Here is a 24,836-nt window from a genome sequence, read left to right as displayed (position 1 = left end):
TAATAGTCCGAGGTTCAAGCTCTAGACAAACTTTTTGAAAATTGAGTTTGTCTACAGTCTAATTTAATTAATTATTAAAATAGATTATTACAAATTTAAGTAAACCAATGTTCAGGAATACTTAAAGAAGGTGGCAATTTAGTAGTCAAATCGCCCTTAGCCGAGTTTACTTGTGCTTGAGTGAGAAAGATACTTCCCATGAGGTTAGCTCCACGTAAATCAGCATCTCTCAAGTCTGCACCAATTAGGTCAGTCACTCTCATGTCAGATTCTCTAAGGTTACAGGCTATGAGTAAAGCACCTCTTAAATCGGTTCCTTTAAGGTCAGCACCTCTTAAATTAGCACCGATAAGGTCACTTCCCCTATTTATTTTGCTTTTTTTTCTTTGACTTTTGTTTTTCTTAACTTTTACACGTACTAATTCACTTGTTTGTAGAAGTAAATCATTAACAATAGCTCTATGAGCCGGTACATTTAGTTCCATGATAGATTTTGGATTTAGAAAAGTGAGTTGTTCAGTTTCCGTCAATGCATCCTGCAATTCTTTATATATAGGTTGAGCTTCTTCTAAGTTTAGTGCTTCATTTAAGTAACAAAGCATCTCGTGAAGTTGTTGCATAATTGGAAATACATCGAATATTCCCTTTGCTGATGCTGGGTTATTTCGCCAATCATTTCCTTGATATGTCACTTGCGAAACCTTTTGACCTGCCCCAAAGCACTCATATACAGTACAACCTCGATAACCTTTCACTCTGAGATTTTTATGAATCCCACAACGATAATCTGATTGCAAGTTTTTGCAAGGAGTCCCTCCATCTTTATTAAGAGCAAAATCCGCTGATTTTGCATAAGGCAAAGCTACACAGCACAAACCAAAACATTTTTTACAGTCTGCACTAAATTCATTTTGAATATTGTCATTATTCAATTGACTAGACAATACTTACACATCCTTTAATGAAAAATTCCTTTTAAATACTTATCTTGAGATGTGTTCCTCTACAAGAATAATACCATATAAAAACAATCATCATTATGATTATTCAGACAGTAGACAAACTCGATAATAATGGAGTTTGTCTTCCACTCCAGGCACTCGCTTTCCGCGGGCGGTCACCTTTTTTATTCAAGGAATTCATCTTTGTAAATTGTAATTCCTCTTTCTCAATGTTTGAGCAGCTAGTAAATATTAAATGCCATTACTGCTGAGTTTGATATTATCGCTTTAAAAAGCTCCTCGAATCAATTGATTCGAGGAGCTTTTAGTTCCATTAGATCAACTATATCTCAAGAACTGCAGTATAAGGGGTTTTATGATGCACCTTGCTTGCTCCCTAATCGTAGTCCATAATTTTAAGGAGTTTTGAACATCGAATGACGATATTGCTTGAGGCTGATCAATGGCATCAACATCAGCTAGTATCCATAATCGAATTGCCCCAACTAATTGCTGAACATGCCTGTCACACGAAAAGGCGATTCTCCTTGCTAAGGAATCGCCTTGATAATCTTTGTTTTCCAGCATTCATGTATATCACTTTACAAATTATTGTAACTTTCTTTATTACCAACGATTTTTATTAGCTTCAGAAAAAATATTAGTCAATTATTAATTCGTTTTGCTAATTATGATAATCGGTCCAAATTAATTGTTAGTTTATATCGATCTGCACGGTAAACGGATCTGACAACCTCAAGTGGCTTTTTTGTATCAAGGGTGCTTCTTCGTTCAATTAGCATTACCGGGGAACCCTCTGCAATCTCGAGCATTTCCGCCTCCCTTTTTTGAGCAATGGAGGCTTCTATCACCTGTCTGCCATGCTGGATTTTTAGGCCAAACGTTTTTTCTACATAGCTATATATGGAGGTTGCAGCTATTTCTTCCGTGAGACCGTAGGCAAGTTCTTTTGAAATATATAGCTTTTCATATGCCATCGGCAACCGATCAGCAAGCCTTATACGTTTTAGCTCGAAAATAGTTGTTCCCGCTTCAACCTCAAGCTTTGCCGCAAGATCCTGATCAGCTTTGACCTCTGTAAAACTGATTACACGTGAACTTGGTTCAAGTCCTCTTAAACGCATATCCTCTGAAAAGCTTGTTAATCCTTGTAGGGGTTGGTCGAGTTTTTGGTGGGAAACGAATGTTCCTTTTCCGCGCTGCCTGTATAAATAGCCATCATTCACAAGATTAGAAATGGCTTGTCTCACCGTCATTCTGCTTATTTGATATTTTTCAGTGTATTCTCTTTCTGAAGGGATCATTTCTCCTGGCACTATTTCATGATTTTGAATCGATTGTTTAATCGTCTCTTCAAGTTGATAATAAATCGGAAGCGGAATATTCTTTTGGATCATCTAGCGTACATCTTCCTTTCATCGTGATGTCAATTTGATTGGCATCCAGATTGGGGACATCTCAAGTAAAAAACTCACGATAAATAATTCCTGCAGATTAGATCTCACTTATCAGAAGTATCTAGATTTCTTTTTGTGAATTTTAATACAGATTCCCTTGAACGTTCAATTCCACTTTTATTTTCATTATAGTATTTTGATACATACGCATAGAAAATAATACTGACGGTTAGAAATTGTGCAAACAGCGAACTTGTTGCTGCGCTTCGAAACTTAGCCTCTGGTGCACGTACATGATGTAAAGACATATCGACTTTTTTAGTTAATCCATTGTTCCCCAAGCGCGATAATCCAATTGTTTTAATCCCATATGCTTTTGCAATATCAACAAGTTGCAGAACTTCTTCCGTTTCGCCACTATTAGAAATGCAGAAAAAAACGGTATTCTTCGATGATGAAGCAAGCGCCGTGGCCGTAACATGCGGGTCTTGATTGGCACTTACAATCTTTCCTAATCGCAACCATTTCTGTGTAATATCTTCAGCAATGAGCCATGAAGCTCCTAATCCATAGACATAAATGACATCTGCATTTCTCATGGTTTCAACTATATTGTCTAGCACGGCTTCATCTAGATAATGTGCTGTTTCTTGTATAGCTTGGACAGAGTTAGAAACTATTTTATTTTTAATTGAAGCAATCGTTTCATTAGGTTCAATGTCATAGAATCCTTTTTTCTCTGGTTGCGAAGTAAGAGATGATAAAGATACCTTTAATTCTGAAAAACTGTTAACTTTTATGGAACGACAAAATCTTGTTACAGCCGAACTGCTGGCGTTGGCTTGAGCAGCTAATTCATGTATCGTCATCCTTATTGTATCTTTAGGATTTTCTAAGATATATTGGGCAATTTTTCTTTCAGATTTAGGCAATTGATTTAATAAACTTTCTATTTTTAATAAGACATTTTCAACGTGCATATTATTGGCTCCCTTGATCTTTAATTACCTTAAATGCTTCAATGCTATGTAATAGCAACCTAAAGTGGACGATACGTCTTCTATAACAAGTTTTACGTCCGGTTTTTCAAGTTGAATATGATGAATAAAAGAGCTTTGCACTAATGGGATATTAGTCAAAATGCTACCTTTTATTGCAATTGTAACATGTTCACTAAACTTTAACTTCCTGCAAACATCAAGGGTATTTTTAGAAAGGTGATAACCTGCTTTTCTAAGAATATTTTGCGAGAAATCATCGCCAGTATCTGCATGTTGGACAATCAGAGGAACAAAAGCTGCAATCTGGGCTTTCGTTGAAGAATAAATGAATTTCTTCAGTTCTACTACACTGTGATAGCCTAGTTTTTTAAGGAATGACTTAGTTAAGTGGCTATAATTCAATCCTTCATCTTCTTCCTTGGTCATTTTTATAAAAGCCTGCATGGCAATCCAATAGCCGCTTCCTTCATCTCCAAGTATATGTCCCCAGCCACCAGCCATCTTCTCGGTTCCATTATGGATGCCAATACTTACAGAACCTGTTCCGGAAATGGTCAAAATGCCATCTTTGCCTTTTAGTAATGCAGCATGAGCGATAATTCCGTCATTTACAATGGTAAATGGGGTATTAAATGCCATTCTTAATGCATTTTCTATCCCCTCTGAATTTTCTACTCCTCCAAACCCAGCTAATCCTAAGCAAATGTAGTGACACTTTCCTTTAATAGGGGCCAAGCATTGTTCTATTGCAGAAATGATGTTAGCAATGGCTTGTTTTTCATTTATAAGCAAATTTCCATATCCCGCTTTGCCTTCACTTATTTTATGACCACCCAAATCATAAGCAACTGCTTCGGTTTTCGTGCCACCACCGTCAACACCGATAATATAACTCATATCATTCTCCTATTCATGAAAAAAGGGAGGAATGTTAATCTTCCTGCCCCTTTCCCTTTGAAGATTCTAATTCATATTGAATTGGAATTTTCCCCATGGCTCCAAATAATCTAGCAGAAAAACTTCCTCTTCTGCTAATCTGCCAACTACATTCGTTTTCCCTGAGTTCTTCATATCTTTCAATGCAATTTGCAATTCACCTTTATATTGCCCATAGAGCTCATTTTCAATTAAAATATCACCACGTCTAATATCTGGCGTAAATGTTGGTTTAAAATCTTCGTTTTTATACTTCACGCGTGATTGAGTCGAGCGAATAAGATAATCGGATACATCTCCACGGTAAAAATGAAATTCTTCCAAGACGATCTTTTTCTCTAAATCAGTAATGGTTTCGTGTAGATTTACATTAAATGCTAACAGACCACTGTTTAGCATGCTAAGCTGTTTCAATTCTTGTTCAGATGCGTAGGCATTTGCAATAATTACATCATCTATTAATCCTGTCGCAAACAAGTGCTTCGCTTGTGTCGTAATGGGCAATTCCCTGTGCATTTCTAATGTACATAATCCTTCCGTTATAGGCCAAGGTCCATATGTTGCTGCTTGTGAGCTTACGAATGCCCCCGTGCGGATATTATGCTTTTTGAAAGACTCACAGCATTTTATAAAATGAGGATAGCTCAACCCTGCATAGCGATGAGGATAGAAGTTATGTGATCCGACCAAGTTTTCTTTATTAGGTTTGTAATCCATGATGTTTTCTAAATATTTTGTTGCATTGCTCATGTTTATCTCAATTTTAAGGCCATATGGATTATGTGTCATAATCGACTCTTCATTCCCAGTAAAGCCCATATCAAGTCTGATTCCATACGCACCTAACTCTGCAAAAAATGATAAGTCATTATAAGAAATGCCTAAAGCCCCAAATACTCGAGGCGAAATATCGACCATCACTTCCATATTCAATTGATTGGCAAATAAAATCGTTTCTTTAAATTCTTTTAAAATCTTCTCTTTATCACCTTCGACTGAAAGCAAGCATGTAAAAATCTTTTTGAATCCGTATTTGTGTGCCAATGCAATGTATTCCATGTCTTTTTCAACGGTGGAATGCTCTGGATAGATGGAAATACCTAGTTTGCCCATTGTTTAATCACCTCTTTGTTTTTATTACTGTTGTGGGGCTAGCTTTTTTACAATCCGAATCATATGTTCAATTAGTTTTTGTTCACTCATTGCCGTCATCAAGTGATCCTGAGCATGAATCATTAATAAAGTCTTTTCACTGGGAGCTCCATTCAATTCTGCTTGAATAAGCTTGGTTTGAGTCTTATGGGCCAAGTTTAATTCATCCTGAGCCTGTTTAATAAGTTCATCTGCTTTTTCAAAATTGAATTCTTCCGCTTCTGACAATGCTTCAAATGCTAATCCTCTCGCATTTCCACTATGTGATATTATTTCAAAAATTTCCATTTCGTTATTGTTCATTTCCATTGACATATCATTTACACTCCTATTGATGTTCGATTTTGAAGTAATCTTTCATTAAAAAGCTGTATTCCATATTAATGCTTGAAAATCATTCACGCATTTTTATTGAAGAACTTTGGTAAATATTCTTCATGTGCTTTTAACAGTCTTTGTAAAACCAATTCCGCCAGATCATCACTTGGGATAAGCGGGTTAATCGTTAAAGCTAACAACGCTTTATCATAAGAACCTGTAACAGCTGCTTCTGCTCCTATTCTTTCGAATGATTTAATTTGTTGAATCAAGCCATGCACTTGGACGGGTAATTTACCCATTGTCATCGGAATTGGACCATTTTTGGTGACAATACAGCTTACTTCGACTGCTGAATCATAATCAATTTCAGTAAGCGATCCTTTATTTTGTACATTTAACACTTGAATGTCCTTTTTATCATTATAAATAGAAGAAATGACATTACATGCTGCATCGCTATAGTAAGCTCCACCACGCTGCTCTAATTGTGGAGGCTTGATGTCCAGGTTTTCATCTTTGTATAGGTCGAACAAACCTTCTTCTAATCTTTTCACAATTTCAGCTCTGGTTTTCCCTGATTTGAATGCTTCCAGCTCTTCTTCTAAAATCATTTTTGTTTTGTAATAGTAGCGATGGTATGGACAAGGAACCACCCCTAATGATTTCAAAAACCTTCTGTTCCAAGCTAGAGGAGCAATATTCTTCATCGTCATCTGTATTTCCGGGTCACCAAGCATATCAAGCACTTTATCTGTTACTTCTTGATCATCAACGAACACATGTATCCCGAATACCATATGATTTAACCCAGCGAAATCTATGTGTACTCTCTTCATTTCAACACCCAACATGTTAGAAATGGACATATGCATATTGAATGGGACGTTGCATACCCCAATGACTTTTTTATGCTTACTGTACCGGAGAAGAGCTTCCGTTATCATGCCAGCGGGGTTTGTGAAGTTAATTAACCATGCATCAGGGCAAAGCTCTTGCATTTCTTCTGCAATTTCCAACAGAATGGGGATTGTTCGTAATGCCTTAGACAATCCACCCGCACCATTCGTTTCTTGACCAATTAATCCTAATTCCAACGGGATCCGCTCGTCTTTGACCCGTGCATCAAGTAAACCGACTCTCATTTGCGTTGTGACAAAATCCGCATTTTTCAAGGCTTGACGGCGATCTAATGTAAGATGAATTTCCATTGGAATCCCTGCTTTTTCTACCATTCTCCTTGCTAAGGTTCCTACAATCTCCAGTTTTTCTTTTCCTGCTTCGATATCCACTAACCAAAGTTCACTAATAGGCAACTCATCAAAACGTTTAATGAAACCTTCTATTAATTCTGGTGTATAACTAGAGCCACCACCAATTGTGGCGATTTTTAGCCCTTTCTTCTTTTCCATTTTCCTAACACCTCATAAGTAAGCATATTTTTAATAACATTTTAGCCAATTACACATAAATAATGGCATAACAAACCATTGCGCTTACTGCTAGTAATGACAAGAATAATAGTGACGCTTGTTTCTTGTTTTTAAACTTACCTTCAACCAAACAAACAACCATCGTCAAACCTGCGCTTATGGCAAAGGTATTTCCTAAGTACAGTGAAAATCGTTTATCTATCTCAAAGGCATTCATTACTGTGTTAAAGATAAAATTAAAAACAAGAATAAAGCTAAAAAATAGAAAGGCACTTTTGTAACTAAAAAAGTGAATTCTGGATGTTGAATTCATGTTTATCCTCCCTCTCTCTATTATAGTAAAAGGAGCTTGGAGCACTTAGTCCAAACTCCCTTTTAGCGTGTTCCTTATAAAGCGATATTTTTATTATCTGTTGTTTCTACCATGTTTTCTTGTGCCAAAAGCTTTTTATCGTACATTTTAAAGAATGGCAGATAAATAATAACGGAAATTGTTAAATTCACCATGACTAGAACAATGGCTCGCCAATCACCGCCTGTTGAAAGGTAGGCACCTATTGGAGCTGGTAATGTCCAGGGAACCATTACATATGTGGGGTTTACCAGTCCTATGGACGTTGCTATATAGGCAAGTGTCGCACCAATTAATGGCGTTATTATAAATGGAATGATCAAAATTGGGTTTAATACGATTGGCATCCCAAAAATAACAGGTTCATTGATGTTAAAGATGCTTGGAACAATTGTTGCTTTCCCCATTGCTTTACTATAGGTAGATTTTGCCGTTAAGAGCATGGCGATGACTAACCCCAATGTTGCACCAGACCCACCAATCCAAATGAACCATTGGAAGAATGTTTCAGGAGCCACGTGGGGAATTACCTCTCCAGCTGCAACTGCTGCCGAGTTATTCGCTAAGTACACTTCCCAAACGGGACGAGCAACTGCACCCACTACTGATACGCCATGAATACCAAATGACCAGAAGAATGTAATCAAGAACACTGGGATCAATACACCTGGCAATGTATCGCCTGCACTAATGAGAGGTGCAACCGCTTTATCTACAAGTGAATGTAAATCAACAGCAAAAACGACTGTAATTAAGGTCATGACAAGCAGTACGATTGTAACCGGTATTAAAGCTTCAAATGAACGGGCTACTGAAGTTGGAACGGAATCCGGCATTTTAATCGTGATATTTTTGGTCTTACATAGACGTAAAATTTCAACAGCAAAAATGGAAACAATCATTCCTACAAAAAGACCATGGCCCCCGAGATTTGTCATTGGCAATACAAACCCTACACCATCCATCATTTTTACACCTATTGTGAACAAGAAGGCTGCTAAAGATAGTAAACCTCCTGAAAGCGGATCAAGTTTATAGCTTTGAGACAAACTGTAGCCTATACCAAAAGTAATATATAACGTCATAATAAACATCGTTAATCGATACGGTATTAAAATTTCTGCTATGTGTTTTGCTGCCCATTCACCTACTGCAGAGTCTGCTGAAACAGGCGGGAAAGCAATGATTAAGAATAAACTCCCAAAGATGATGAATGGTAACGCAGAAACCACACCATCCCGAATTGCGCGCAAATGTTTTTGCTCAGACAATTTAGCCATCGGTGTTGAAAGATTATTTTCTAAAAAAGCTACAAACTTGTCCATTGGTTGTTTTCCCCTTTTACGTTTTGATAGATAAGAAGTTCTCGTTAGGTTATTATTTTGCTAGGTCGATTACTAGTTTTAATAGCTTAGGACCACCAAGAGGACTGTAAGCTTGAGCAGGTATTGCTTCACATGGGACTCCCGCTTCATCGGCAGATGCCTTAAAGCCATCAAAACGATGCTTGACTTGGGGAGCTACCATTGCAACATCCCAACCGTTTCGAACCTCCGCATCAAATTCTTGTGAGCCAACAGCTAACACTTCTATATTTACACCTTGTTTTTCTCCTTCCTTTTTTAAAGCGCTTACAACGATTGCACTTGACATTCCACCTGAACATACGAATAATACTTTCATTATTAATTCCTCCATTATTTTTTATTAAAAGCTTTAAATCGTTTTTCTAATGAATCCTTGTGCCTTTTCCAAACGATTTAATGCTTCTTCATATGAAACATTTGTTAATATCATGACAATTGCAACTTTAGGCTGAGAATGTGCCTTTTCTAAAAATTCATCTGCAACTTCATAACTACAGTCAGTAGCGTCCATGATAATGCGTTTTGCACGTTCAACTAACTTTTCGTTTGTCAGTTGTAAATCTACCATTAAATTCCCATAAACTTTTCCAACACCAACCATTGAAGCTGTGGAAAGCATATTACATACTAATTTTTGGGATGTTCCAGCTTTTAAACGTGTAGAACCAGTCAGAACCTCAGGCCCACTTACAACTTCAATCGCAACTTTTGCGATCTTCCCTATCTCTGATCCTTTGTTACAGCTAATGGATACTGTACCTGCCCCAACTTGATTGGCATATTCCAAACCGGCAATGACATATGGAGTGCGTCCACTAGCCGCAATCCCTACTAAAACGTCTTTGTTTGTTAATTCGATTTTCTTTAAATCTTCAGGGCCTAATTCAAAACTGTCTTCGGCACCTTCTACTGCTTTAATGAAAGCCTTTTCCCCGCCTGCTATTATACCTACTACTTCACTAGGATCAGTATTGAATGTTGGGGGACATTCCACGGCATCCAATAAACCGATGCGCCCGCTTGTTCCGGCACCCATGTAAATTAATCTGCCGTTATTTTTCATTGCTTCAACGATCATTTCCACAGCTTTTGAAATTTGCGGAAGTTCTTTTTTTACACAATGGGCAACTTTTATGTCTTCTTCGTTCATCACCTCTAAAAATTCAAGCGTTTTCATTTCATCCAAACACATGGTCTTTTCATTACGACGCTCTGTCGTTAAATGCTCTAGCATACATATCATCCTTTTTAATTCAGTAGTGATGGTGTTGAAATATCTTTTATCTATAGAGAATATAACATTACTAAAAATAAATTTCAATATTGTATATACTTTTTTAAAAATTAATTTTAGAATATACGTAATCTACTTGAATTATTTGCTATATTTCTACTAAAAATGTCGTTTTACACTAAAATAGCTATTTCGATGTTTTTACTAGACCTCTCTCTATTGATGTGACGACATGCGTATATTCATTATTTGTTAACGCTTACAAATAATCGCATATAAAAATTACAAAATGAAATGAGGTTGTTCTATTGATGAATGGAAGAATTGCAAAGAGAAAATTAGGTTCATTGGCACTGTCTGCATTGGTGGGAGGATCCCTTCTCCTTCCAGCTGATTTGATTGCAAGTGCGGAGTCAACACCACTCCCACAACAAACGACTTACGTAAAACAGGAACTGCGCGCAACTTGGATTGCGAGTGTGTTAAACATTGACTGGCCGTCCAAACCTGGATTATCTGTTTCCACTCAGAAAGAAGAATTTATAAAATATTTGGATGAACAAAAAGCGATGGGGATGAATGCTGTCGTCATGCAGATTAAACCGACCGCTGATGCTTTTTATCCTTCTGAATATGGTCTTTGGTCACAATATTTAACAGGCGTTCAAGGAAAAGATCCGGGATACAACCCTCTTGCATTCATGGTTGAAGCAGCACACGAACGCAATATGGAATTCCATGCGTGGTTTAATCCTTACCGCATTACCATGCCTCTAGGTAAAACGGCTGAGCTAACGGATCTTGATAAACTTCCAGAATCTCATCCTGCTAGAAAGCACCCGGATTGGGTTATACCCTATGGACAACAATTGTACTTTAACCCAGGCGTTCCTGAAGTACAGCAGTTTGTGATTGACGGAATTATGGAAGTTGTTAAAGATTATGATATCGATGCAGTCCATATGGACGATTATTTTTACCCTTACAAGATTGCTGGAGTACCTTTCCCTGATGAAGAATCCTATCAAAAATATGGTGCAAGTAAATTTCCAAATGTAGAAGATTGGCGCAGGAATAATGTAAACAATCTTGTAAAGCATATTAATGAACAAATCAAAGCCGAAAAACCATATGTGAAGTTTGGTATTAGTCCATTTGGAGTTTGGCGTAACAAAGCAGCCGATCCCACAGGTTCCGACACTGCTGCAGGACAAACGAATTACGATGATTTATATGCGGATACTAGAACATGGATCAATAATGGATACATTGATTATATCGCTCCCCAATTATACTGGAATATAGGGTTGCCAGTAGCCGACTATGCAAAACTCCTTGATTGGTGGACTAAAGAAGTCGAAGGTAAAAACGTTCAGCTCTATATTGGACAAGGAGACTATAAAATTAATACAGAGTCGAACGGTGTCCAAAACTGGTTTAATCCAGAGGAAATGCCAAATCAGTTAAAATTAAATCGAACCTATAAAGAATTTGATGGAAGCATGCATTTCAGTGCGAAAGATCTTCGTAATAATCCCCTGGGGATAGCAGATCGATTAAGCAACGATATTTATAAATATCCCGCATTGGTTCCGCCAATGCCTTGGATAGACGATAATGCCCCAAAGGCTCCAAATTTGAGCAGAGCAAAACCAACAGGCGATGGCATACAATTTGAAATTGCCGATCACAAGCATTCAGATTCATCCTATTATGCTATTTATCGTTTTGAAGGGAAGAAAAAAGGAAACATTGAAGATTCTAAGAACTTGCTGACAACAGTTCATAAAGAAATGAAAAGTCAATTATTTAATGATCCCACTGTAGAAAAAGGAAAGACTTACACATATGTTGTGACAGCCTTGGACCGCACCCATAATGAAAGCAAACAAACGAAGCAAATGATAATAAAAGTAAAATAATCATCAACATCATTAAAGTATGATAGAGTCCGAAAAGTAACCATAATAAGCGTTTTTTTCCTTACAATGGTGAAGGATAAAACAGGCAAGTATCTTTGTGTATAAATGGACTCTTGCAAAATGATTGGTTATTAAGGATAAGACAATTAGAAGTAGGTGGATTGACAATGTACATAGTTGGATTAATGTCTGGAACATCATTAGATGGAATTGATGCTGCACTTGTTCGAGTGAATAATAGTGGGCTAGAGACTGAAATTGAAATGATTGAGTTCATTACCTATCCTTTTCCAAAAGATATTGAAAATGAAATTATGCAGTCTTTGTCCATAGAAACATCCAATGTGCAGTTAATTTGCAGCTTGAATTTTAAGTTAGGAAAATTATTTGCCGAAGCGGTAAAGGAAGTTTGTAATAAAGCTAGATTTCCAATTGAAGAATTGGATCTAATAGGATCCCACGGTCAAACCATTTACCACCATCCTTTACAGGAACAAAATTGGATACCCTCAACCTTGCAAATTGGGGAGGCTGCTGTTATCGCTCATGATACGAACACTATGGTGATATCAAATTTTCGTACGATGGACATGGCTGCAGGAGGACAAGGAGCTCCGCTTGTTCCTTTTACTGAATATATTCTTTATAGAAGTGAAACGAAGGGGAGATTACTTCAAAACATAGGGGGCATAGGAAATGTAACCGTCCTACCCAAGCAAGCATCTCTGGATGACATGTATGCTTTTGATACAGGGCCTGGTAATATGATCATTGATGAAGTATGCCGCCAACTGTTCCATTTAAAATATGATGACGGTGGTAAATTAGCAAAGCAAGGAAACATTAATGACGAACTATTATCTTATTGTATCAGTCACTCTTATATTATGAGCCCTCCACCAAAATCAACTGGTAGAGAAATGTTTGGCAAGCAGTATGTAATCGAACTATTAAAGAGGTTCGAAGCACTTCCAAGCCATGATATTTTAGCAACCGTCACGATGTTTACGGCAAAATCTATTGTAGAGAACTATCGCAATTTCATCTTTCCAAAAACCGAAATAGAAGAAGTGATTATTGGCGGCGGTGGCAGCTACAATAAAACATTATTAGATATGATCCAATCCTTACTTGGAACGTCTATTCAAGTCTTAACCCAAGAAGAGTTGGGATACTCTTCTGAAGCAAAAGAAGCGGTAGCATTTGCCCTGCTTGCAAATGAGACCTTTCACCGTAACCCAAGTAACGTTCCCAAAGCAACCGGCGCTAAAAATGATGTCATTCTTGGAAACATCACCTTCCCTCCTTCAAAACATTGAATGATAGAGAAAATACTATAAAATAATCAATTCCCCTTAGATGATATATCTTAGGGGAATTTTCATTGAGAGCACCCTTTCGGCCGAATTCTTTGATTGTAGGTCGGATTCTTTCCGGTGTAGGTCGGATTATATTTTGGGAATGAGTTCTATTTTGGAAAAATCGAACGTGGCCGAATGTTTTCTTAAAGGTGCATCCTACGGCAACTCCTTATGGTTAAAAAATAGTGGTGCACACCAATGTCTTGATGTGCACCACTACAATTCTTAGAATGTTTTTTTATGTGTCTCCATGGCAGGCATAAACTCCCGAATACTTTTCATATATTCAATGTTTTGAATGGTTTCAAATATCCACTTCGCAGATTCTTTGCCTAGGAGCGGCGTGGTCAGCCAGAAAAACTTTTCTTTTTTTTCTTCAGCCTTTAACGGAAAATCATAATCTCCCCTTGCTTGTATTATAGAAGATTGATAAGTGTTACCATCCTGCATGATTATTTGAACCCTACTTAATGCTTTTTCAGGAAAAGCTTCGTTAAGTTGCTGATCAATTACCACTGAAATCTTGTTCATCATGCCTAGAATTATTGGATCATCCAGTTGTCCTAATACTTGTTTTGGTCCAACTTCACCATAAGAAAGAAATGCTGCAACAGGAAAATACAAATTATACTGTGCTTCCTCTGTAGTTTCAGGATAATCTTTCGATAATGCTGCAGCTTCTGTAAATGTATGAATGACTATTTTTTTTATATTTTGGGATATTAGTATATGCCTACTTTGAATTTCCTTGATTGCTTCAATAGTTGGTTGTGCCCACCGACAGCATGCATGCGGCTTATAATATAGTTCATTTACACGATATTTTTTTCCTAAATCGTCTGTAAGCCCCACAGCTTCTTCTGTTGTAAATAATGATGGAATCCCTGTATAGCCTGCTTTTGCCAAATGGGCAGCACTAACCCCGGCCATACACCCCCAATTAATCCCGTCTTTTAACATGGAAGGATGTTCGATGCAGCGCATCATTGGATAATAAGCACCAAAATATTCTGCATTGCCCAGTGCGTGCTCCAATTGTTCCTCCCTTAAGCCCTAAAATGTACGAAACACCAGCGGCAGCTCCAACGGCTCCCCATGAACCGGTGCAGTGATAATCTAGCCGGGTCAGGTGTGCAGCAATACCTGCACGGATCCCCACTTCATAGCCTATAAGAAGTGCCGTCAAAAATTCTGCTCCGCTTATATTATGATCCTCTGCAACGGCGAGTACCGCGGGAAAAATAACTGCCCCCGGATGTCCTTTTGTGAGGCGATGTCCATCATCTAAATCGAGGGCATTTGCCATTGTCGCATTGACAAAGGCTGCCCCGGCAGGCGTTAATCTTTCTGGGAACAGGAACAGCGAACTGTTTCCCATCCCCCACTGCGAAGCAGCAAATTCTTTTGCAATCTCTGCTGCTTTCGTATTACGGCCTGCAATGGTACAAGCGATTATGTCTGCTAGAGCTTCTTTGAGTGAAGTTAGTGTGCCTCTGTCCAAACTCTGTATCGACTCAGATTCAATATAGGTGATGAGTGAATTATTAGCTTTCATCTCAATCTAGCAATCCCTGTTCATCCAGCCATGTTTTAGCTACTTCATTAATATCTTCATGCTTAATATCTACACGATAATTTAAATTCTTCATTGTATCTGAATCTAATTTATCTGACAGTGCATTAAGAAGATCTCTTAATTCCGGATATTTCTCTACTACTTCTTGACGAATGACCGGGGCTCCATTATATGCCGGAAAAAACTGATTATCATCTTCTAACACAACAAGTTTAAAAACCTTTAATGCGTCCATCTGTCGCAAAACCTACAGCTACATCAACCTGGCCTTCTTTTAAAGAGTTATATAGAAGTCCTGTATCCATTTTGACAACATTTTTAGCTGGTAAAGAGAAATTATATTCTTTCTCTAAACCTTTCATTCCATCTTTTCGCGCATAGAACTCAGAGTTCGATCCAAATTTTAATTGATTAGAATCTTGATTTACAAATTCAGCTAGATCTGATACGGATTTGATTCCTAATTCTTTTGCATAATCTTCGCGCATTAAAATAGCATATGTGTTATTAAATGCAGATTTATTTAACCATTCAAGTTTATTCTTTTTGTCGAGTTCTTTTACTTTTTTATATGCCTTATCGGGATCAGTTTCAACAGGTTCCTTTAAATAAACCATCAGTGCCGTACCCGTATACTCCCAGTACACATCGAGCTGACCATTTTCAAGCGCGGACCGTGCCACTGTGCTGCCCATACTACTTGCTTCATCGACTTTGTATCCTTTTTCTTTCAAATAAATAGAAGTAATTTGTGTCAAAATGTGCTGTTCAGTAAAATCCTTTCCGCCTACTGTAATTTTCCCTTTATTTTCATTTGAACCGGCATTAGACTCCGAAGAACTGCATGCTGTAAGCATACAGGCAAGAAGTGCGGCACAAGAAAATGGAGCGCCTAATTGGCTTTTATCTACGTGGCACTTCATTCCTAATTACGTTCCCTTTGCCACTAACCGTGCAAAGTGTTACTCCTTCTAGGAAGGAGTGCACCTCTCAATCAAAAGCACCCTCTACAATTACTGTTCTGCAAAGAATGAACCCCCGTTTTTAGTTTAAGCCAGGAAGTTCAGGAGCCACTGATTTCGTCAACCTTTGATGTGATTGTACCTATTAAAATAGATATGATGTTTCTACTGTAGTAATGTTCCATCTGGAGTTTAATCAAGAACCTAGAGTTCTTTTTCAATTGAAATTTTGTGACGGATTTTCATCATTCGATTCACTTTTTCGGAACCAAGAAGCATGGCAATCATGTAAGCTAGTGCAAAGTACGGGAATATGCCGATTGACGTATGCGAAGCCAATACCCCGAGCAATGGCGGCAAAAAGGTAGTGCCCGTGTAAGCGACAGCCATTTGATAACCTATAATGGATTGTGAATGCTTTTTTCCAAATCGAATTGGCGTTTCATGAATCATGCATGGATAAATAGGGGCTAAGCCTAGTCCAGCCAAAATGAAGCCTGCTAGTGACATGTAAACCGGTAATGGCAAAATAAAAAGCGCTATACCAATTATCGCTGTAATTTGTCCCGATCGAATCAGTTTCTCGTTGCTGACCTTAAAGGTAATGAACCCTGTAATAAGCCGACCTAGTGTAATTCCACCATAAAAAAAAGAAACCCACTGCGCGGCCACAGCTGCGGAAATACCCTTGCTACCAACAAGATAACTGCTTCCCCAAAGTCCCAGTGTTGATTCGACTCCGCAATAAAAGAAGAATGAAAGCAATGCAAATTTGACACCTTTAATTTTTAACGGTTTCACCCCATAAGCTCGCTCATCCGGCAAAGGCTCTGAACGTCCTGCTTCAGCCTCCATTTGTTTTTTTCTTGAAACTTTGGACCATAAAGGAAGAGTCAATAAAAGCAAGCAGGCTAAGCCTAATTGGAGAAAAGCAATGGTAAAATAACCATCTCTCCATGAACCTTTATTTGCTATAAAGTAAGATATCATGATTGGCCCTATACTTGCTCCCACACCCCAAAAACAATGAAGCCAGCTCATATGATGAGATTTATAATGGAGCGCGACATAGTTATTCAATGCAGCATCGATAGCCCCGGCACCAAGCCCTAGCGGCACCGCACATATGATAAGCCAATAGAGGGAGGGGGCATAGGAAAAGCCTAACAAGGCTGCAGCCGTAAGGATTACACTAATTAATGTGACTTTCCCGGTCCCCATACGGTCATTAAGCCACCCGCTAGCTAAGCTCGAGAGGATTGTACCTGCAGCGATGATCATATAAAGAAAACCGGCAGTCTCCAGTTGCTGCCCAAAATCCGACTGCATAACCGGCCATGCGACACCCAATAAAGAATCCGGTATTCCAAGGCTAATAAATGCCAAATAGATCATAATTAATAAGAGAGTAGCCAAGAATTTCCCCTCACTTTCTTTCTATAAACTTAGCATTTGCTCGAGCGCAAGATGCTGCAGCCCATGAAGATAATCTTCCCGCCATTCACTTAATGCAAAGTTAGGGAGATGCTTCATTGGTACGTATTTTGCGCTTTCTTTTTTTAGCCGATCAAGCATTTCCACACTGACTTCTGCCTTACTGAAAATAACCGCATGAGGGTTGATGATTGCTGTCAGCGACGCGATTAATCGACTGAGAGACTCAATGCTCTCGCCCTTTTTTGATTCCTTTTCCTGTTTCACTGCCTGAAGAAAATTAAGATCATCATACAATGGAACGAAAGAAATCTCACCTGTAAAAAAGGAGCTTCCCCGAACAACATCACCATTAATCAGCAAACCGGCTCCCGGTCCATTATGTCCTAAGTAAATATAAACGATTGATTGTTTTTCTTGGAATTTTTCAGTCCGGTTATGATACCCAAGAATGGCCGCATTCATATCATTCTCCAATACTACTGGGATGGTGAATGTTTCTTCTAGGCAACTTTGTAAGTCTAGATTAAGAAACTTCTCATAACCAGGAATATAGATAATTCGCCCATTTTCAACGGAACCAGGTACACCGATTGCTATTGCGCAAATTTCCGGAAATTGTGCAAGAGTATCCCCAATCAATCTCTTTAAGGAGTCCAGATCGTCATGGATAATACTTTTATGCACTCCTTGTTCCTTAACTTCACCGAAACAATTAAATATCGTACAGGCTGTTTCTTCCTTTTCCAATAAAATAGACATTCCTAGCTTATGCTCGGGGTTATATGCATAACGATGTGCTCGCCTGCCTCCACTGGATTTATCCAAACCGACAACAAGTACCTCCCCGCTCTTCTCCATTTGGACAATCATTTTGCTGACAGTGGGAAAACTGATGTCTAACTTCTGGCTAAGTTCAACCTTAGTTGCACTCCCCAGCTTTATTAGAGTTAATCGAATTCCGTGAAGTATCCGTATCCTCAAGTTTTTAGGGGTATACAATTGCTCATCCATGTAGATCACCCACTTAATTAAATTGTTTAATAAGTATATGTATGTACTCTAATTCCTTGCATGTTTCATCAATCTAACAGAGACGATTAACCGCATTGTCTAAACCCACCTTTTATCATTTTTTCTTATATTGTTGTCATGTTCCACATCCCACACTTATTATCTTAACTTATTAAATTGGTTTAATAAGTAAAACCACCATATCAACATGGATCAGATTCAAGAAATATCTGCCATTACTGAGCAAATGGCTGCAGGTTCGCAGGAAATCCATGCTTCGATAGAGGATTTTGCTGGTTTAACAAAGGAAACAGCTGAGGCATCAAAGCAAGTGGCACATTGCGACGAAGCTTCGGCGATTTTTTGTATCCCTAGGGTCATTTCCTCTATGACTCTAGATGATTCTTCACTTCTGTGCAATTGTACTTCTGTAGCTCCTGCAACTTGTTGAATGCCTTTAACGATATATTGTGTGGAAGTGTCCATTTCTTTGATTTTGTGTTCGATATCACTTGATGCTTCCAAAAGCTGTAGTGGATGAGCTTTTCATGGACGGGTAATACATTTACACCTGTTTGTTCAATTTCATGTGCAGCTTCTTCCAGTTGCGCCTTATTACGTGCGACCAAGGCAATATTAGCCCCAGCTTGTGCAAGTAATTTGGCCAAATCTTTACCAATGCCTTTGCTTGCACCTGTAATGATGGCCACTTTACCGCTTAAATTAAATAATTGATTTACTTCCAACCCATCACCCATCTTTACCTCTTCGAGGAGATTTTTTGAATACCGGGCTTAAGCATTCGATTTTGAATACGTATTCAAAATCGAACATCAAGAACCTCTACCCGCTTACAAATAAAAATATAAACAATTATCTGACTTTTGTAAATAGTAAAATTAATTTTTCGAATATAAAAATCTAATTGTAATCATAGAAAAATGACCGATTTCTTTTTTAGGAATGTAAAGGAAAGTATAAGGTCCAATCCAAAACCGGTCTTATTACCTTAAGCTTGTATGGGAGCTGGTCCTGTTGTTTTACGAACAATTAGTTCAGGCTTAAGGAAAACTTGAATGGATGAAGATGAGGCTTCTTTATTTTCTATAAGATAAATTAGTTTTTCTAAAGCGGTTAGCGACATGTGGTCCATTTGTTGGGATATTGTCGTTAACCCAATAAATTCATTAGCAGCCAACCTAATATTATCAAACCCAACAACAGACAAATCTTCGGGGACTTTCAGGTTAAGGCTTGATGCTGCATCCAAAACTGCGAGTGCCATTTGATCTGATGCAGCAAGAATTGCAGTGGGTCTGTCATTTTTTTTCAGTAATTTTTTTGTAAATGAATAAATTCGGTCATAGGAAAATTCACTATTGAATATTAAATCCTCATCAATTTCATATCCGTTCTCCCTCAGCTCTTGTTTATAACCTATGGTACGCTCATAAGTCGCTAAGTACTTGGAAGGACCAGATATTTTCGCTATTTTTTTATGGCCTAATTTTAGTAAGTGTTGAACAGCGAGCCTTGCACCTTTATTATTATCCATTACGATAAAGTTAACATCTTTGATATCCAGGAAACTATTATATAATAATACTGGAAATCCGCTATCATGTAGTTTTTTGATTTTTTCAGTATAGTTTTTACTAACACTTGTTAAGATGATTCCCTCCACGCGTTTACCTATCAATAAATTTATGGCCTGCTCCAAGTTTTCATCTTTATGTCCAGTATTGTATATGATTACATCATATTTTAATTCCTGGGCCCTTTCTATGATGGCTTCCGCAGTTTCGGCAAAGAATGGATTTGAAATGCTCCCTATTATTAAACCTATTGACTTCGTTCTTTTTTCAACAAGACTTCTGGCAATTTCATCCCTTGTGAATCCCAACTCATTTATGACAGCAAGAACCTTATCACGCGTATTTTTCTTCATATATGGATAATCATTTAAAACCCTAGATACTGTAGACTGTGAAACACCGGCTATTTTTGCCACATCTTCTGTTGTTATTCTTTTCATACTTCATTATTCCTTTCTCTATATAGAAATTGTTATCCTAAAAAACTAAATTAACTTTTTTATATAATTTATACAAAAGTAAACATTTATGAATTTCTTTCCTTTATAATATATCATAATATTCAAAATTTCTCTTTGGTTAAAAGCTGTTTTTCAGAACACCCAAATAATACGAACATTGTGCCGTTTTTCTCTTTGACAAATTAAGTTGCAAGTATGGAAAGCATCTTAAGATATTGATACTACTAGTTCTTTCCCAAATCTAGACGATCGTCCCTTCTGCCTCTTTATTAAACAGCAATTTGTCTTTATTAACCCTTCATATTTTTTCGTTGATGCCCACAAGGCTAAAAAGTTGCCATCGTGGAAAAAGAACGTATTACTAGCTCGTATATCATATTCCTATAAGAAACATGAGGTATGATGAATCACTTGCAAAGCATCGCCCTTCCAGGCGTTTTAATTCCTTTATCTTGCAGCTTTGAGCCCAGATAAACACTAAATTACATATACAATATGAGAGGTGAATACAATGATGGTTTTACTCCGCTACCTTTTTTTATTTTCTGGCCTGATTCTCTTTGGTTTGGGAACCGCGATGGCTGTTGAGGTAAAATACCTCGGTTTACACCCATGGGATGTTTTGAATGTTGCATTGTATGATCAACATGGTTTAACAATAGGAACTTGGGGCATAATATGCGGTCTGATTCTCATGGCGGTTTCTTTTGTGGCAGACCGTCGATATATTAATATCGGCACGGTTTTGAACGCCATGTTAATTGGTCCCATTATTGACTTTTTCTTGTGGTCTGATATTCTTCCCAATGCTTCACATACATGGACGGACTATTTGATCCTGTTAGCTGGAATTGTTATTACTGGAATGGGTGGAGGTTTATATATAGCAGCTGGGCTTGGAGCCGGTCCCAGAGATGGTTTTATGCTTTCACTCTCCGATAGGACACGGTTATCGGTTAGTCAGGCTAGGATCATCGTAGAAAGCCTAGTTCTCATTGCAGGTTATTTCTTGGGAGGACCTGTTTTTGTCATGACCTTTATCTATACGTTTATTCAAAGCCCAGTTTTTCAATATTCTTTAGCTTTTTTCAGAAAACTTCTGCATTCAGCTGAACGCAAACACAAAGGTTCTCAAGTTATCACATGAATACCTATTCCATTTTGCTGCTCTAAACGCAAAGGTAAAGAATCGCTAAAGTCAAGATAACGATAAATGTAACAAATACAGTAAACAACCCTATTGTAGACATAGGATTTAAAAAACTCGTAAATCAATCTTCGCAAAGTGGTTCTCCTCCCTCTAGCTTAGCGTTTTTCTGTATAAAATGAAGAGCTGTGATCCATACAGATCACAGCTCTTTCATTTATTATGCTTCTCCGACAATGGTAAATCTTTCATTAACATGTTGTGGCTTTTCAATTTCATCCAATACCGCGATGGCATAGTCAGCATAGCTAATATAACTTTGCCCTTTACTATTTAAGATGACATGATCCTTTCCTACTTGATAAGAACCCGTCCTTTTTCCTTCTGGGTCAAAGAAACCAGCAGGGCTGATATAAGTCCATGTTATCGAATCTGCACTTTGTAATTCCTCAAGTTGTTTCGCCGCATTGGACGCAGTTGGATAAACAAAATCCGGGAAATCAGGGGTGTCCATAAATTTTGTTGTTTTTTCTTCATCAACAAAGAGACTTCCCGCACCTCCCACTACGATTAATTTTGTATCTGGAGCTTCTTTAAGAGCTGAAACCAAGACTTTTCCAGATTCAACATACTGATATTCCTCGCCATCCGGTGCTTTAAATGTGTTTACAACAACGTCAAATGATTTAAGGTCTGATTCAGTAAGAGAAAAAATATCTTTCTCAAGAACGTTAACATTTGAATCTGTGATTTTTGAAGCATTTCTCACTATTGCTGTTACTTCATATCCTCTATCAATAGCCTCTTTCGAAATAAGGCTTCCAACTTTACCATTTGCACCAATGACTCCAATTTTCATAATTAATTCCTCCAAATGATTATTTTTTTGATTATGTTTACGCACATTCTTATTTTATTTCAGTAGCTATATATTTGTAAGTAGTTATTTTTTTATAACATAGTCACAAAAACAGAACCATTCGGAAAGAAAGGGATTTACATGGCTTGAACTTCATTACAGGTAACAGAAAAATCAGTATCCTGTGCCATTTGTAAAAAACAAGTCGAATCAGTGAACTTGAAAGATTGGTGCCTGGAATTTCAAAACGAATAAAGTAAAAGGAATTAGAAAAAGGCTAAATGAAAAACATTAAAGTATATGAATAAGTGCAGCTGAATTTTTTACTCATACGGAGAGTATGGGAATGTGGAGGAGGAAATATGCAAGAGTATTATGAGCACATAGGATGATCTAGTAATCGAGTTTGACTGTATTTATAATGGGATACAGTTGTAGGCAAAAATATTGCACCACATAAATGCTTGCTATATTATTTGGTCTGTAGTATATTAATTGACGCATCAACTATTGAGCTATCAACTATTTTTCACTAACTGAAAAGAGGGTGTTACTTGACGAATTCATGTTCTAATGAATCTCTTATTTTATATAAAATGAACTGCCTTAACAAACAGATAAGTTCAAAATTCGAAAGTTGTATGGGCATCAGTCAATCAAGACATGATATCTTATATCAGCTTTATCAAGCGGATGAAATGAGTCAAACAGCTCTTCAAAAAGAGGTCAACATTGACGGTGCAGCGATTACACGGCATTTAAAACAACTTGAAGCGACTGGGATGATTGTAAGACGCAAAGATCCGGAGGATAATCGATTTACACTTGTCTGTCTTTCAGATCATGGCCGCAAACAAATTTTTTCCTACCAAGCAGAAAAAGCTCGTTTTGTCACTTTGATGCTTAAAGATTTTAACGAAGAAGAACGTCAAGAGTTAACAGATATGCTGACACGCATACAAAAAAATATAAGCCAAGTTTAATGCTCGCTTCATTACCATTTGAAATAAGCATAACTAAAAATAAAACTACTAAAGATAAATAAGATAAAAAGAGGAGACTTCAACTATGACTGCAACAGTACAATTAACAAATGATTTCAAAGAAATTGTCACAGGACGCCGGTCCATAAAAAATTATGATCAATCCGTAAAAATCAGTAGAGAAGAAATGGAGGAAATACTTACCTTAGCAACACTAGCTCCTTCTTCAATCAATATGCAACCATGGCGCTTTCTTGTAATTGAAAGTCCTGAGGCAAAAGCAACACTTGCACCTCTTGCTCGCTTCAACCAAAATCAGGTCGAAACGTCTTCCGCCGTAATTGCTGTATTTGGTGATTTGAAAAATTTTGATAACGCTGAAGAAATCTACGGTAAAGCTGTAGAGCTAGGGTATATGCCTTTAGATGTAAAAGAAGGAATATTAGCCTCATTTGCTGGATATTTCGAAAACATCACTAATGAACAGATGAAAGACGTCGTTCTAGTTGATGGCGGTCTTGTATCCATGCAACTTATGCTTGCTGCACGTGCTTATGGCTATGATACGAATGCTATTGGCGGCTATGAAAAAGACAAAATTGCAGAAGCTTTTGGATTAGAAAAAGAGCGCTACGTACCAGTCATGCTAATTTCAATCGGTAAAGCAGCTGATAATGGTCATCAATCTGTTCGTCTTCCAATTAATAAAGTCGCTCAATGGAAGTAATTTATTAATAAATCCATTCACTATATTTACAAGTATGTTATTTTTACTTTCTTTAAATAATTAATTTGATGCTTAGCAAAAGAGAGGATGACGTTTAATGATTATCATTCATGCCGTATTCAATATTAACCCAGCAAAACAAGATGCATTTCTAGAGGAGATTCAACCACTAATTGAAGCTTCAAGAGCGGAAAGCGGAAATGTTTCTTACAACCTACACAAGGCTACAGAGAAAGACAATCAATTTACAATGGTTGAAATTTGGCAAGATAAACAAGCGGTAGCAAGCCATAATTCAAGTGAGCACTTCACCTCGTTTGTTGGAAAAGCTAAAGAATTCCTCACTGCGCCATTAGATGTTAAAGCATTTGATGGACAACCTTTAAGCTAATAAGATAAAAACTATATCGAATTCTTACAAGGGTTGCAGCTCAAGCTGTAACCCTTGTTTATTTAATCCCGATTAAAAGTGTCTTTTCTTATTAGACAATTACCAGTAATAAAGCTCCCGGCTTTGGATAAACACTACAAACCAAAATAGACGCCTTCTTACTTAAGAAGGTCGCCCAGTTGTTCATAATCAAGTTTCTGAAACTATTATTGATTGAGTTTACGATTTTCAGCCTTTATAGCTGACTTTTCC

27 protein-coding genes are annotated in these 24,836 nt (G+C 37.5%); 6 read left to right on the top strand and 21 right to left on the bottom strand.

What is annotated here, in order from left to right:
• Positions 1 to 95 precede the first annotated feature (95 nt).
• The 12 genes from LQ203_RS17255 to murQ form a co-directional block, all read right to left on the bottom strand.
• Positions 96 to 944, bottom strand: coding sequence for a pentapeptide repeat-containing protein (locus LQ203_RS17255; RefSeq protein WP_230159593.1), 849 nt, complete (start codon positions 942 to 944; stop codon positions 96 to 98).
• 336 nt (positions 945 to 1,280) lie between these two features.
• On the bottom strand, positions 1,281 to 1,529 hold the full coding sequence (locus LQ203_RS17250) for a hypothetical protein (RefSeq protein WP_230159592.1): 249 nt from the start codon (positions 1,527 to 1,529) through the stop codon (positions 1,281 to 1,283).
• Between the two features lie 101 nt (positions 1,530 to 1,630).
• Complete coding sequence (locus LQ203_RS17245) at positions 1,631 to 2,359, bottom strand: GntR family transcriptional regulator (protein ID WP_230159591.1); 729 nt, start codon at positions 2,357 to 2,359, stop codon at positions 1,631 to 1,633.
• Positions 2,360 to 2,463: 104 nt separating this feature from the next.
• Positions 2,464 to 3,339 carry a MurR/RpiR family transcriptional regulator gene (locus LQ203_RS17240; protein ID WP_230159590.1) on the bottom strand — a complete coding sequence of 292 codons (876 nt, stop codon included), beginning with the start codon at positions 3,337 to 3,339 and terminating at the stop codon, positions 2,464 to 2,466.
• Between the two features lie 24 nt (positions 3,340 to 3,363).
• Complete coding sequence (locus LQ203_RS17235; protein ID WP_230159589.1) at positions 3,364 to 4,257, bottom strand: BadF/BadG/BcrA/BcrD ATPase family protein; 894 nt, start codon at positions 4,255 to 4,257, stop codon at positions 3,364 to 3,366.
• Positions 4,258 to 4,323: 66 nt separating this feature from the next.
• A complete protein-coding gene (locus LQ203_RS17230; RefSeq protein ID WP_230159588.1) occupies positions 4,324 to 5,409 on the bottom strand; it encodes a MupG family TIM beta-alpha barrel fold protein in 1,086 nt (361 codons plus the stop codon).
• 24 nt (positions 5,410 to 5,433) lie between these two features.
• On the bottom strand, positions 5,434 to 5,763 hold the full coding sequence (locus tag LQ203_RS17225; RefSeq protein WP_230159587.1) for a PTS lactose/cellobiose transporter subunit IIA: 330 nt from the start codon (positions 5,761 to 5,763) through the stop codon (positions 5,434 to 5,436).
• A gap of 83 nt (positions 5,764 to 5,846) precedes the next feature.
• The gene (locus tag LQ203_RS17220; RefSeq protein WP_230159586.1) at positions 5,847 to 7,178 is read right to left on the bottom strand and encodes a 6-phospho-beta-glucosidase; all 1,332 of its coding nucleotides are present in this window, start codon (positions 7,176 to 7,178) and stop codon (positions 5,847 to 5,849) included.
• Between the two features lie 49 nt (positions 7,179 to 7,227).
• Complete coding sequence (locus tag LQ203_RS17215; protein WP_230159585.1) at positions 7,228 to 7,512, bottom strand: hypothetical protein; 285 nt, start codon at positions 7,510 to 7,512, stop codon at positions 7,228 to 7,230.
• A gap of 74 nt (positions 7,513 to 7,586) precedes the next feature.
• Entirely contained in the window at positions 7,587 to 8,876 is a 1,290-nt protein-coding gene (locus LQ203_RS17210; protein WP_230159584.1) for a PTS sugar transporter subunit IIC, read from the bottom strand.
• Between the two features lie 52 nt (positions 8,877 to 8,928).
• Positions 8,929 to 9,234: a PTS sugar transporter subunit IIB gene (locus LQ203_RS17205; protein ID WP_230159583.1), complete on the bottom strand. Its 306-nt coding sequence runs from the start codon at positions 9,232 to 9,234 to the stop codon at positions 8,929 to 8,931.
• A gap of 33 nt (positions 9,235 to 9,267) precedes the next feature.
• Positions 9,268 to 10,161 (bottom strand): N-acetylmuramic acid 6-phosphate etherase, encoded by an 894-nt coding sequence (murQ, locus tag LQ203_RS17200; RefSeq protein WP_290370605.1) that lies wholly within the window; start codon positions 10,159 to 10,161, stop codon positions 9,268 to 9,270.
• A gap of 302 nt (positions 10,162 to 10,463) precedes the next feature.
• Between murQ and LQ203_RS17195 the strand changes: the two genes are divergently transcribed.
• Positions 10,464 to 12,074, top strand: coding sequence for a family 10 glycosylhydrolase (locus tag LQ203_RS17195; protein WP_230159581.1), 1,611 nt, complete (start codon positions 10,464 to 10,466; stop codon positions 12,072 to 12,074).
• A 167-nt stretch (positions 12,075 to 12,241) separates the two neighbouring features.
• On the top strand, positions 12,242 to 13,393 hold the full coding sequence (gene anmK, locus LQ203_RS17190) for an anhydro-N-acetylmuramic acid kinase AnmK (RefSeq protein ID WP_230159580.1): 1,152 nt from the start codon (positions 12,242 to 12,244) through the stop codon (positions 13,391 to 13,393).
• 267 nt (positions 13,394 to 13,660) lie between these two features.
• Here the strand turns inward: anmK and LQ203_RS17185 are convergent, their stop codons facing one another.
• The 8 genes from LQ203_RS17185 to LQ203_RS17155 all read right to left on the bottom strand — a co-directional run bounded on the left by LQ203_RS17185 (position 13,661) and on the right by LQ203_RS17155 (position 20,456).
• On the bottom strand, positions 13,661 to 14,341 hold the full coding sequence (locus LQ203_RS17185) for an MmgE/PrpD family protein (protein ID WP_230159579.1): 681 nt from the start codon (positions 14,339 to 14,341) through the stop codon (positions 13,661 to 13,663).
• Positions 14,342 to 14,375: 34 nt separating this feature from the next.
• Positions 14,376 to 14,990, bottom strand: a complete 615-nt coding sequence (locus LQ203_RS17180) for an MmgE/PrpD family protein (protein ID WP_230159578.1) — start codon at positions 14,988 to 14,990, stop codon at positions 14,376 to 14,378.
• A gap of 1 nt (position 14,991) precedes the next feature.
• Positions 14,992 to 15,246, bottom strand: a complete 255-nt coding sequence (locus tag LQ203_RS27360) for a glycine betaine ABC transporter substrate-binding protein (RefSeq protein WP_253074194.1) — start codon at positions 15,244 to 15,246, stop codon at positions 14,992 to 14,994.
• Entirely contained in the window at positions 15,224 to 15,934 is a 711-nt protein-coding gene (locus LQ203_RS17175) for a glycine betaine ABC transporter substrate-binding protein (RefSeq protein ID WP_253074193.1), read from the bottom strand. Before LQ203_RS17175 ends, LQ203_RS27360 begins: the two co-directional genes overlap by 23 nt.
• Positions 15,935 to 16,177: 243 nt before the next feature.
• Complete coding sequence (locus LQ203_RS17170; protein ID WP_230159577.1) at positions 16,178 to 17,389, bottom strand: MFS transporter; 1,212 nt, start codon at positions 17,387 to 17,389, stop codon at positions 16,178 to 16,180.
• A gap of 21 nt (positions 17,390 to 17,410) precedes the next feature.
• Complete coding sequence (locus LQ203_RS17165; RefSeq protein WP_230159576.1) at positions 17,411 to 18,421, bottom strand: ROK family protein; 1,011 nt, start codon at positions 18,419 to 18,421, stop codon at positions 17,411 to 17,413.
• Between the two features lie 386 nt (positions 18,422 to 18,807).
• Positions 18,808 to 19,179: an SDR family NAD(P)-dependent oxidoreductase gene (locus tag LQ203_RS27535; RefSeq protein WP_290370604.1), complete on the bottom strand. Its 372-nt coding sequence runs from the start codon at positions 19,177 to 19,179 to the stop codon at positions 18,808 to 18,810.
• 251 nt (positions 19,180 to 19,430) lie between these two features.
• The gene (locus LQ203_RS17155; RefSeq protein WP_230159575.1) at positions 19,431 to 20,456 is read right to left on the bottom strand and encodes a LacI family DNA-binding transcriptional regulator; all 1,026 of its coding nucleotides are present in this window, start codon (positions 20,454 to 20,456) and stop codon (positions 19,431 to 19,433) included.
• A gap of 532 nt (positions 20,457 to 20,988) precedes the next feature.
• Between LQ203_RS17155 and LQ203_RS17150 the strand changes: the two genes are divergently transcribed.
• On the top strand, positions 20,989 to 21,624 hold the full coding sequence (locus LQ203_RS17150) for a hypothetical protein (protein ID WP_230159574.1): 636 nt from the start codon (positions 20,989 to 20,991) through the stop codon (positions 21,622 to 21,624).
• A gap of 220 nt (positions 21,625 to 21,844) precedes the next feature.
• Here the strand turns inward: LQ203_RS17150 and LQ203_RS17145 are convergent, their stop codons facing one another.
• Positions 21,845 to 22,483, bottom strand: coding sequence for an NAD(P)-dependent oxidoreductase (locus LQ203_RS17145; protein ID WP_230159573.1), 639 nt, complete (start codon positions 22,481 to 22,483; stop codon positions 21,845 to 21,847).
• 554 nt (positions 22,484 to 23,037) lie between these two features.
• Here LQ203_RS17145 and LQ203_RS17140 point away from each other — a divergent pair.
• The 3 genes from LQ203_RS17140 to LQ203_RS17130 all read left to right on the top strand — a co-directional run bounded on the left by LQ203_RS17140 (position 23,038) and on the right by LQ203_RS17130 (position 24,584).
• Positions 23,038 to 23,466 carry a MarR family transcriptional regulator gene (locus LQ203_RS17140; RefSeq protein WP_230159572.1) on the top strand — a complete coding sequence of 143 codons (429 nt, stop codon included), beginning with the start codon at positions 23,038 to 23,040 and terminating at the stop codon, positions 23,464 to 23,466.
• Positions 23,467 to 23,551: 85 nt separating this feature from the next.
• Positions 23,552 to 24,193, top strand: coding sequence for a nitroreductase family protein (locus tag LQ203_RS17135; protein ID WP_230159571.1), 642 nt, complete (start codon positions 23,552 to 23,554; stop codon positions 24,191 to 24,193).
• A 97-nt stretch (positions 24,194 to 24,290) separates the two neighbouring features.
• Positions 24,291 to 24,584, top strand: a complete 294-nt coding sequence (locus LQ203_RS17130) for a putative quinol monooxygenase (RefSeq protein ID WP_230159570.1) — start codon at positions 24,291 to 24,293, stop codon at positions 24,582 to 24,584.
• Positions 24,585 to 24,836: the final 252 nt, after the last annotated feature.

It is taken from the genome of Peribacillus sp. Bi96, assembly GCF_918698115.1.
In the GTDB taxonomy this organism is placed as follows: domain Bacteria; phylum Bacillota; class Bacilli; order Bacillales; family DSM-1321; genus Peribacillus.
The sequence above is the reverse complement of the archived record's forward strand: the minus strand, read 5'-3'. Positions and strand labels throughout refer to the sequence as shown.

Bases quoted from the DNA above. Each gene is read 5' to 3' on its own strand.
- LQ203_RS17175 (WP_253074193.1), bottom strand. From the start codon at position 15,934: ATGAAGTGCCACGTAGATAAAAGCCAATTAGGCGCTCCATTTTCTTGT.
- LQ203_RS17195 (WP_230159581.1), top strand. From the start codon at position 10,464: ATGAATGGAAGAATTGCAAAGAGAAAATTAGGTTCATTGGCACTGTCT.
- LQ203_RS17180 (WP_230159578.1), bottom strand. From the start codon at position 14,990: ATGAAAGCTAATAATTCACTCATCACCTATATTGAATCTGAGTCGATA.
- LQ203_RS17235 (WP_230159589.1), bottom strand. From the start codon at position 4,257: ATGAGTTATATTATCGGTGTTGACGGTGGTGGCACGAAAACCGAAGCA.
- LQ203_RS17240 (WP_230159590.1), bottom strand. From the start codon at position 3,339: ATGCACGTTGAAAATGTCTTATTAAAAATAGAAAGTTTATTAAATCAA.
- LQ203_RS17145 (WP_230159573.1), bottom strand. From the start codon at position 22,483: ATGAAAATTGGAGTCATTGGTGCAAATGGTAAAGTTGGAAGCCTTATT.
- LQ203_RS27535 (WP_290370604.1), bottom strand. From the start codon at position 19,179: ATGGGTGATGGGTTGGAAGTAAATCAATTATTTAATTTAAGCGGTAAA.
- LQ203_RS17225 (WP_230159587.1), bottom strand. From the start codon at position 5,763: ATGTCAATGGAAATGAACAATAACGAAATGGAAATTTTTGAAATAATA.
- LQ203_RS17130 (WP_230159570.1), top strand. From the start codon at position 24,291: ATGATTATCATTCATGCCGTATTCAATATTAACCCAGCAAAACAAGAT.
- LQ203_RS17210 (WP_230159584.1), bottom strand. From the start codon at position 8,876: ATGGACAAGTTTGTAGCTTTTTTAGAAAATAATCTTTCAACACCGATG.
- LQ203_RS17135 (WP_230159571.1), top strand. From the start codon at position 23,552: ATGACTGCAACAGTACAATTAACAAATGATTTCAAAGAAATTGTCACA.
- LQ203_RS17230 (WP_230159588.1), bottom strand. From the start codon at position 5,409: ATGGGCAAACTAGGTATTTCCATCTATCCAGAGCATTCCACCGTTGAA.
- LQ203_RS17245 (WP_230159591.1), bottom strand. From the start codon at position 2,359: ATGATCCAAAAGAATATTCCGCTTCCGATTTATTATCAACTTGAAGAG.
- LQ203_RS17205 (WP_230159583.1), bottom strand. From the start codon at position 9,234: ATGAAAGTATTATTCGTATGTTCAGGTGGAATGTCAAGTGCAATCGTT.
- LQ203_RS17220 (WP_230159586.1), bottom strand. From the start codon at position 7,178: ATGGAAAAGAAGAAAGGGCTAAAAATCGCCACAATTGGTGGTGGCTCT.
- LQ203_RS17150 (WP_230159574.1), top strand. From the start codon at position 20,989: ATGATGGTTTTACTCCGCTACCTTTTTTTATTTTCTGGCCTGATTCTC.
- LQ203_RS17250 (WP_230159592.1), bottom strand. From the start codon at position 1,529: ATGCTGGAAAACAAAGATTATCAAGGCGATTCCTTAGCAAGGAGAATC.
- LQ203_RS27360 (WP_253074194.1), bottom strand. From the start codon at position 15,246: ATGGACGCATTAAAGGTTTTTAAACTTGTTGTGTTAGAAGATGATAAT.
- murQ (WP_290370605.1), bottom strand. From the start codon at position 10,161: ATGATATGTATGCTAGAGCATTTAACGACAGAGCGTCGTAATGAAAAG.
- LQ203_RS17165 (WP_230159576.1), bottom strand. From the start codon at position 18,421: ATGGATGAGCAATTGTATACCCCTAAAAACTTGAGGATACGGATACTT.
- anmK (WP_230159580.1), top strand. From the start codon at position 12,242: ATGTACATAGTTGGATTAATGTCTGGAACATCATTAGATGGAATTGAT.
- LQ203_RS17155 (WP_230159575.1), bottom strand. From the start codon at position 20,456: ATGAAAAGAATAACAACAGAAGATGTGGCAAAAATAGCCGGTGTTTCA.
- LQ203_RS17215 (WP_230159585.1), bottom strand. From the start codon at position 7,512: ATGAATTCAACATCCAGAATTCACTTTTTTAGTTACAAAAGTGCCTTT.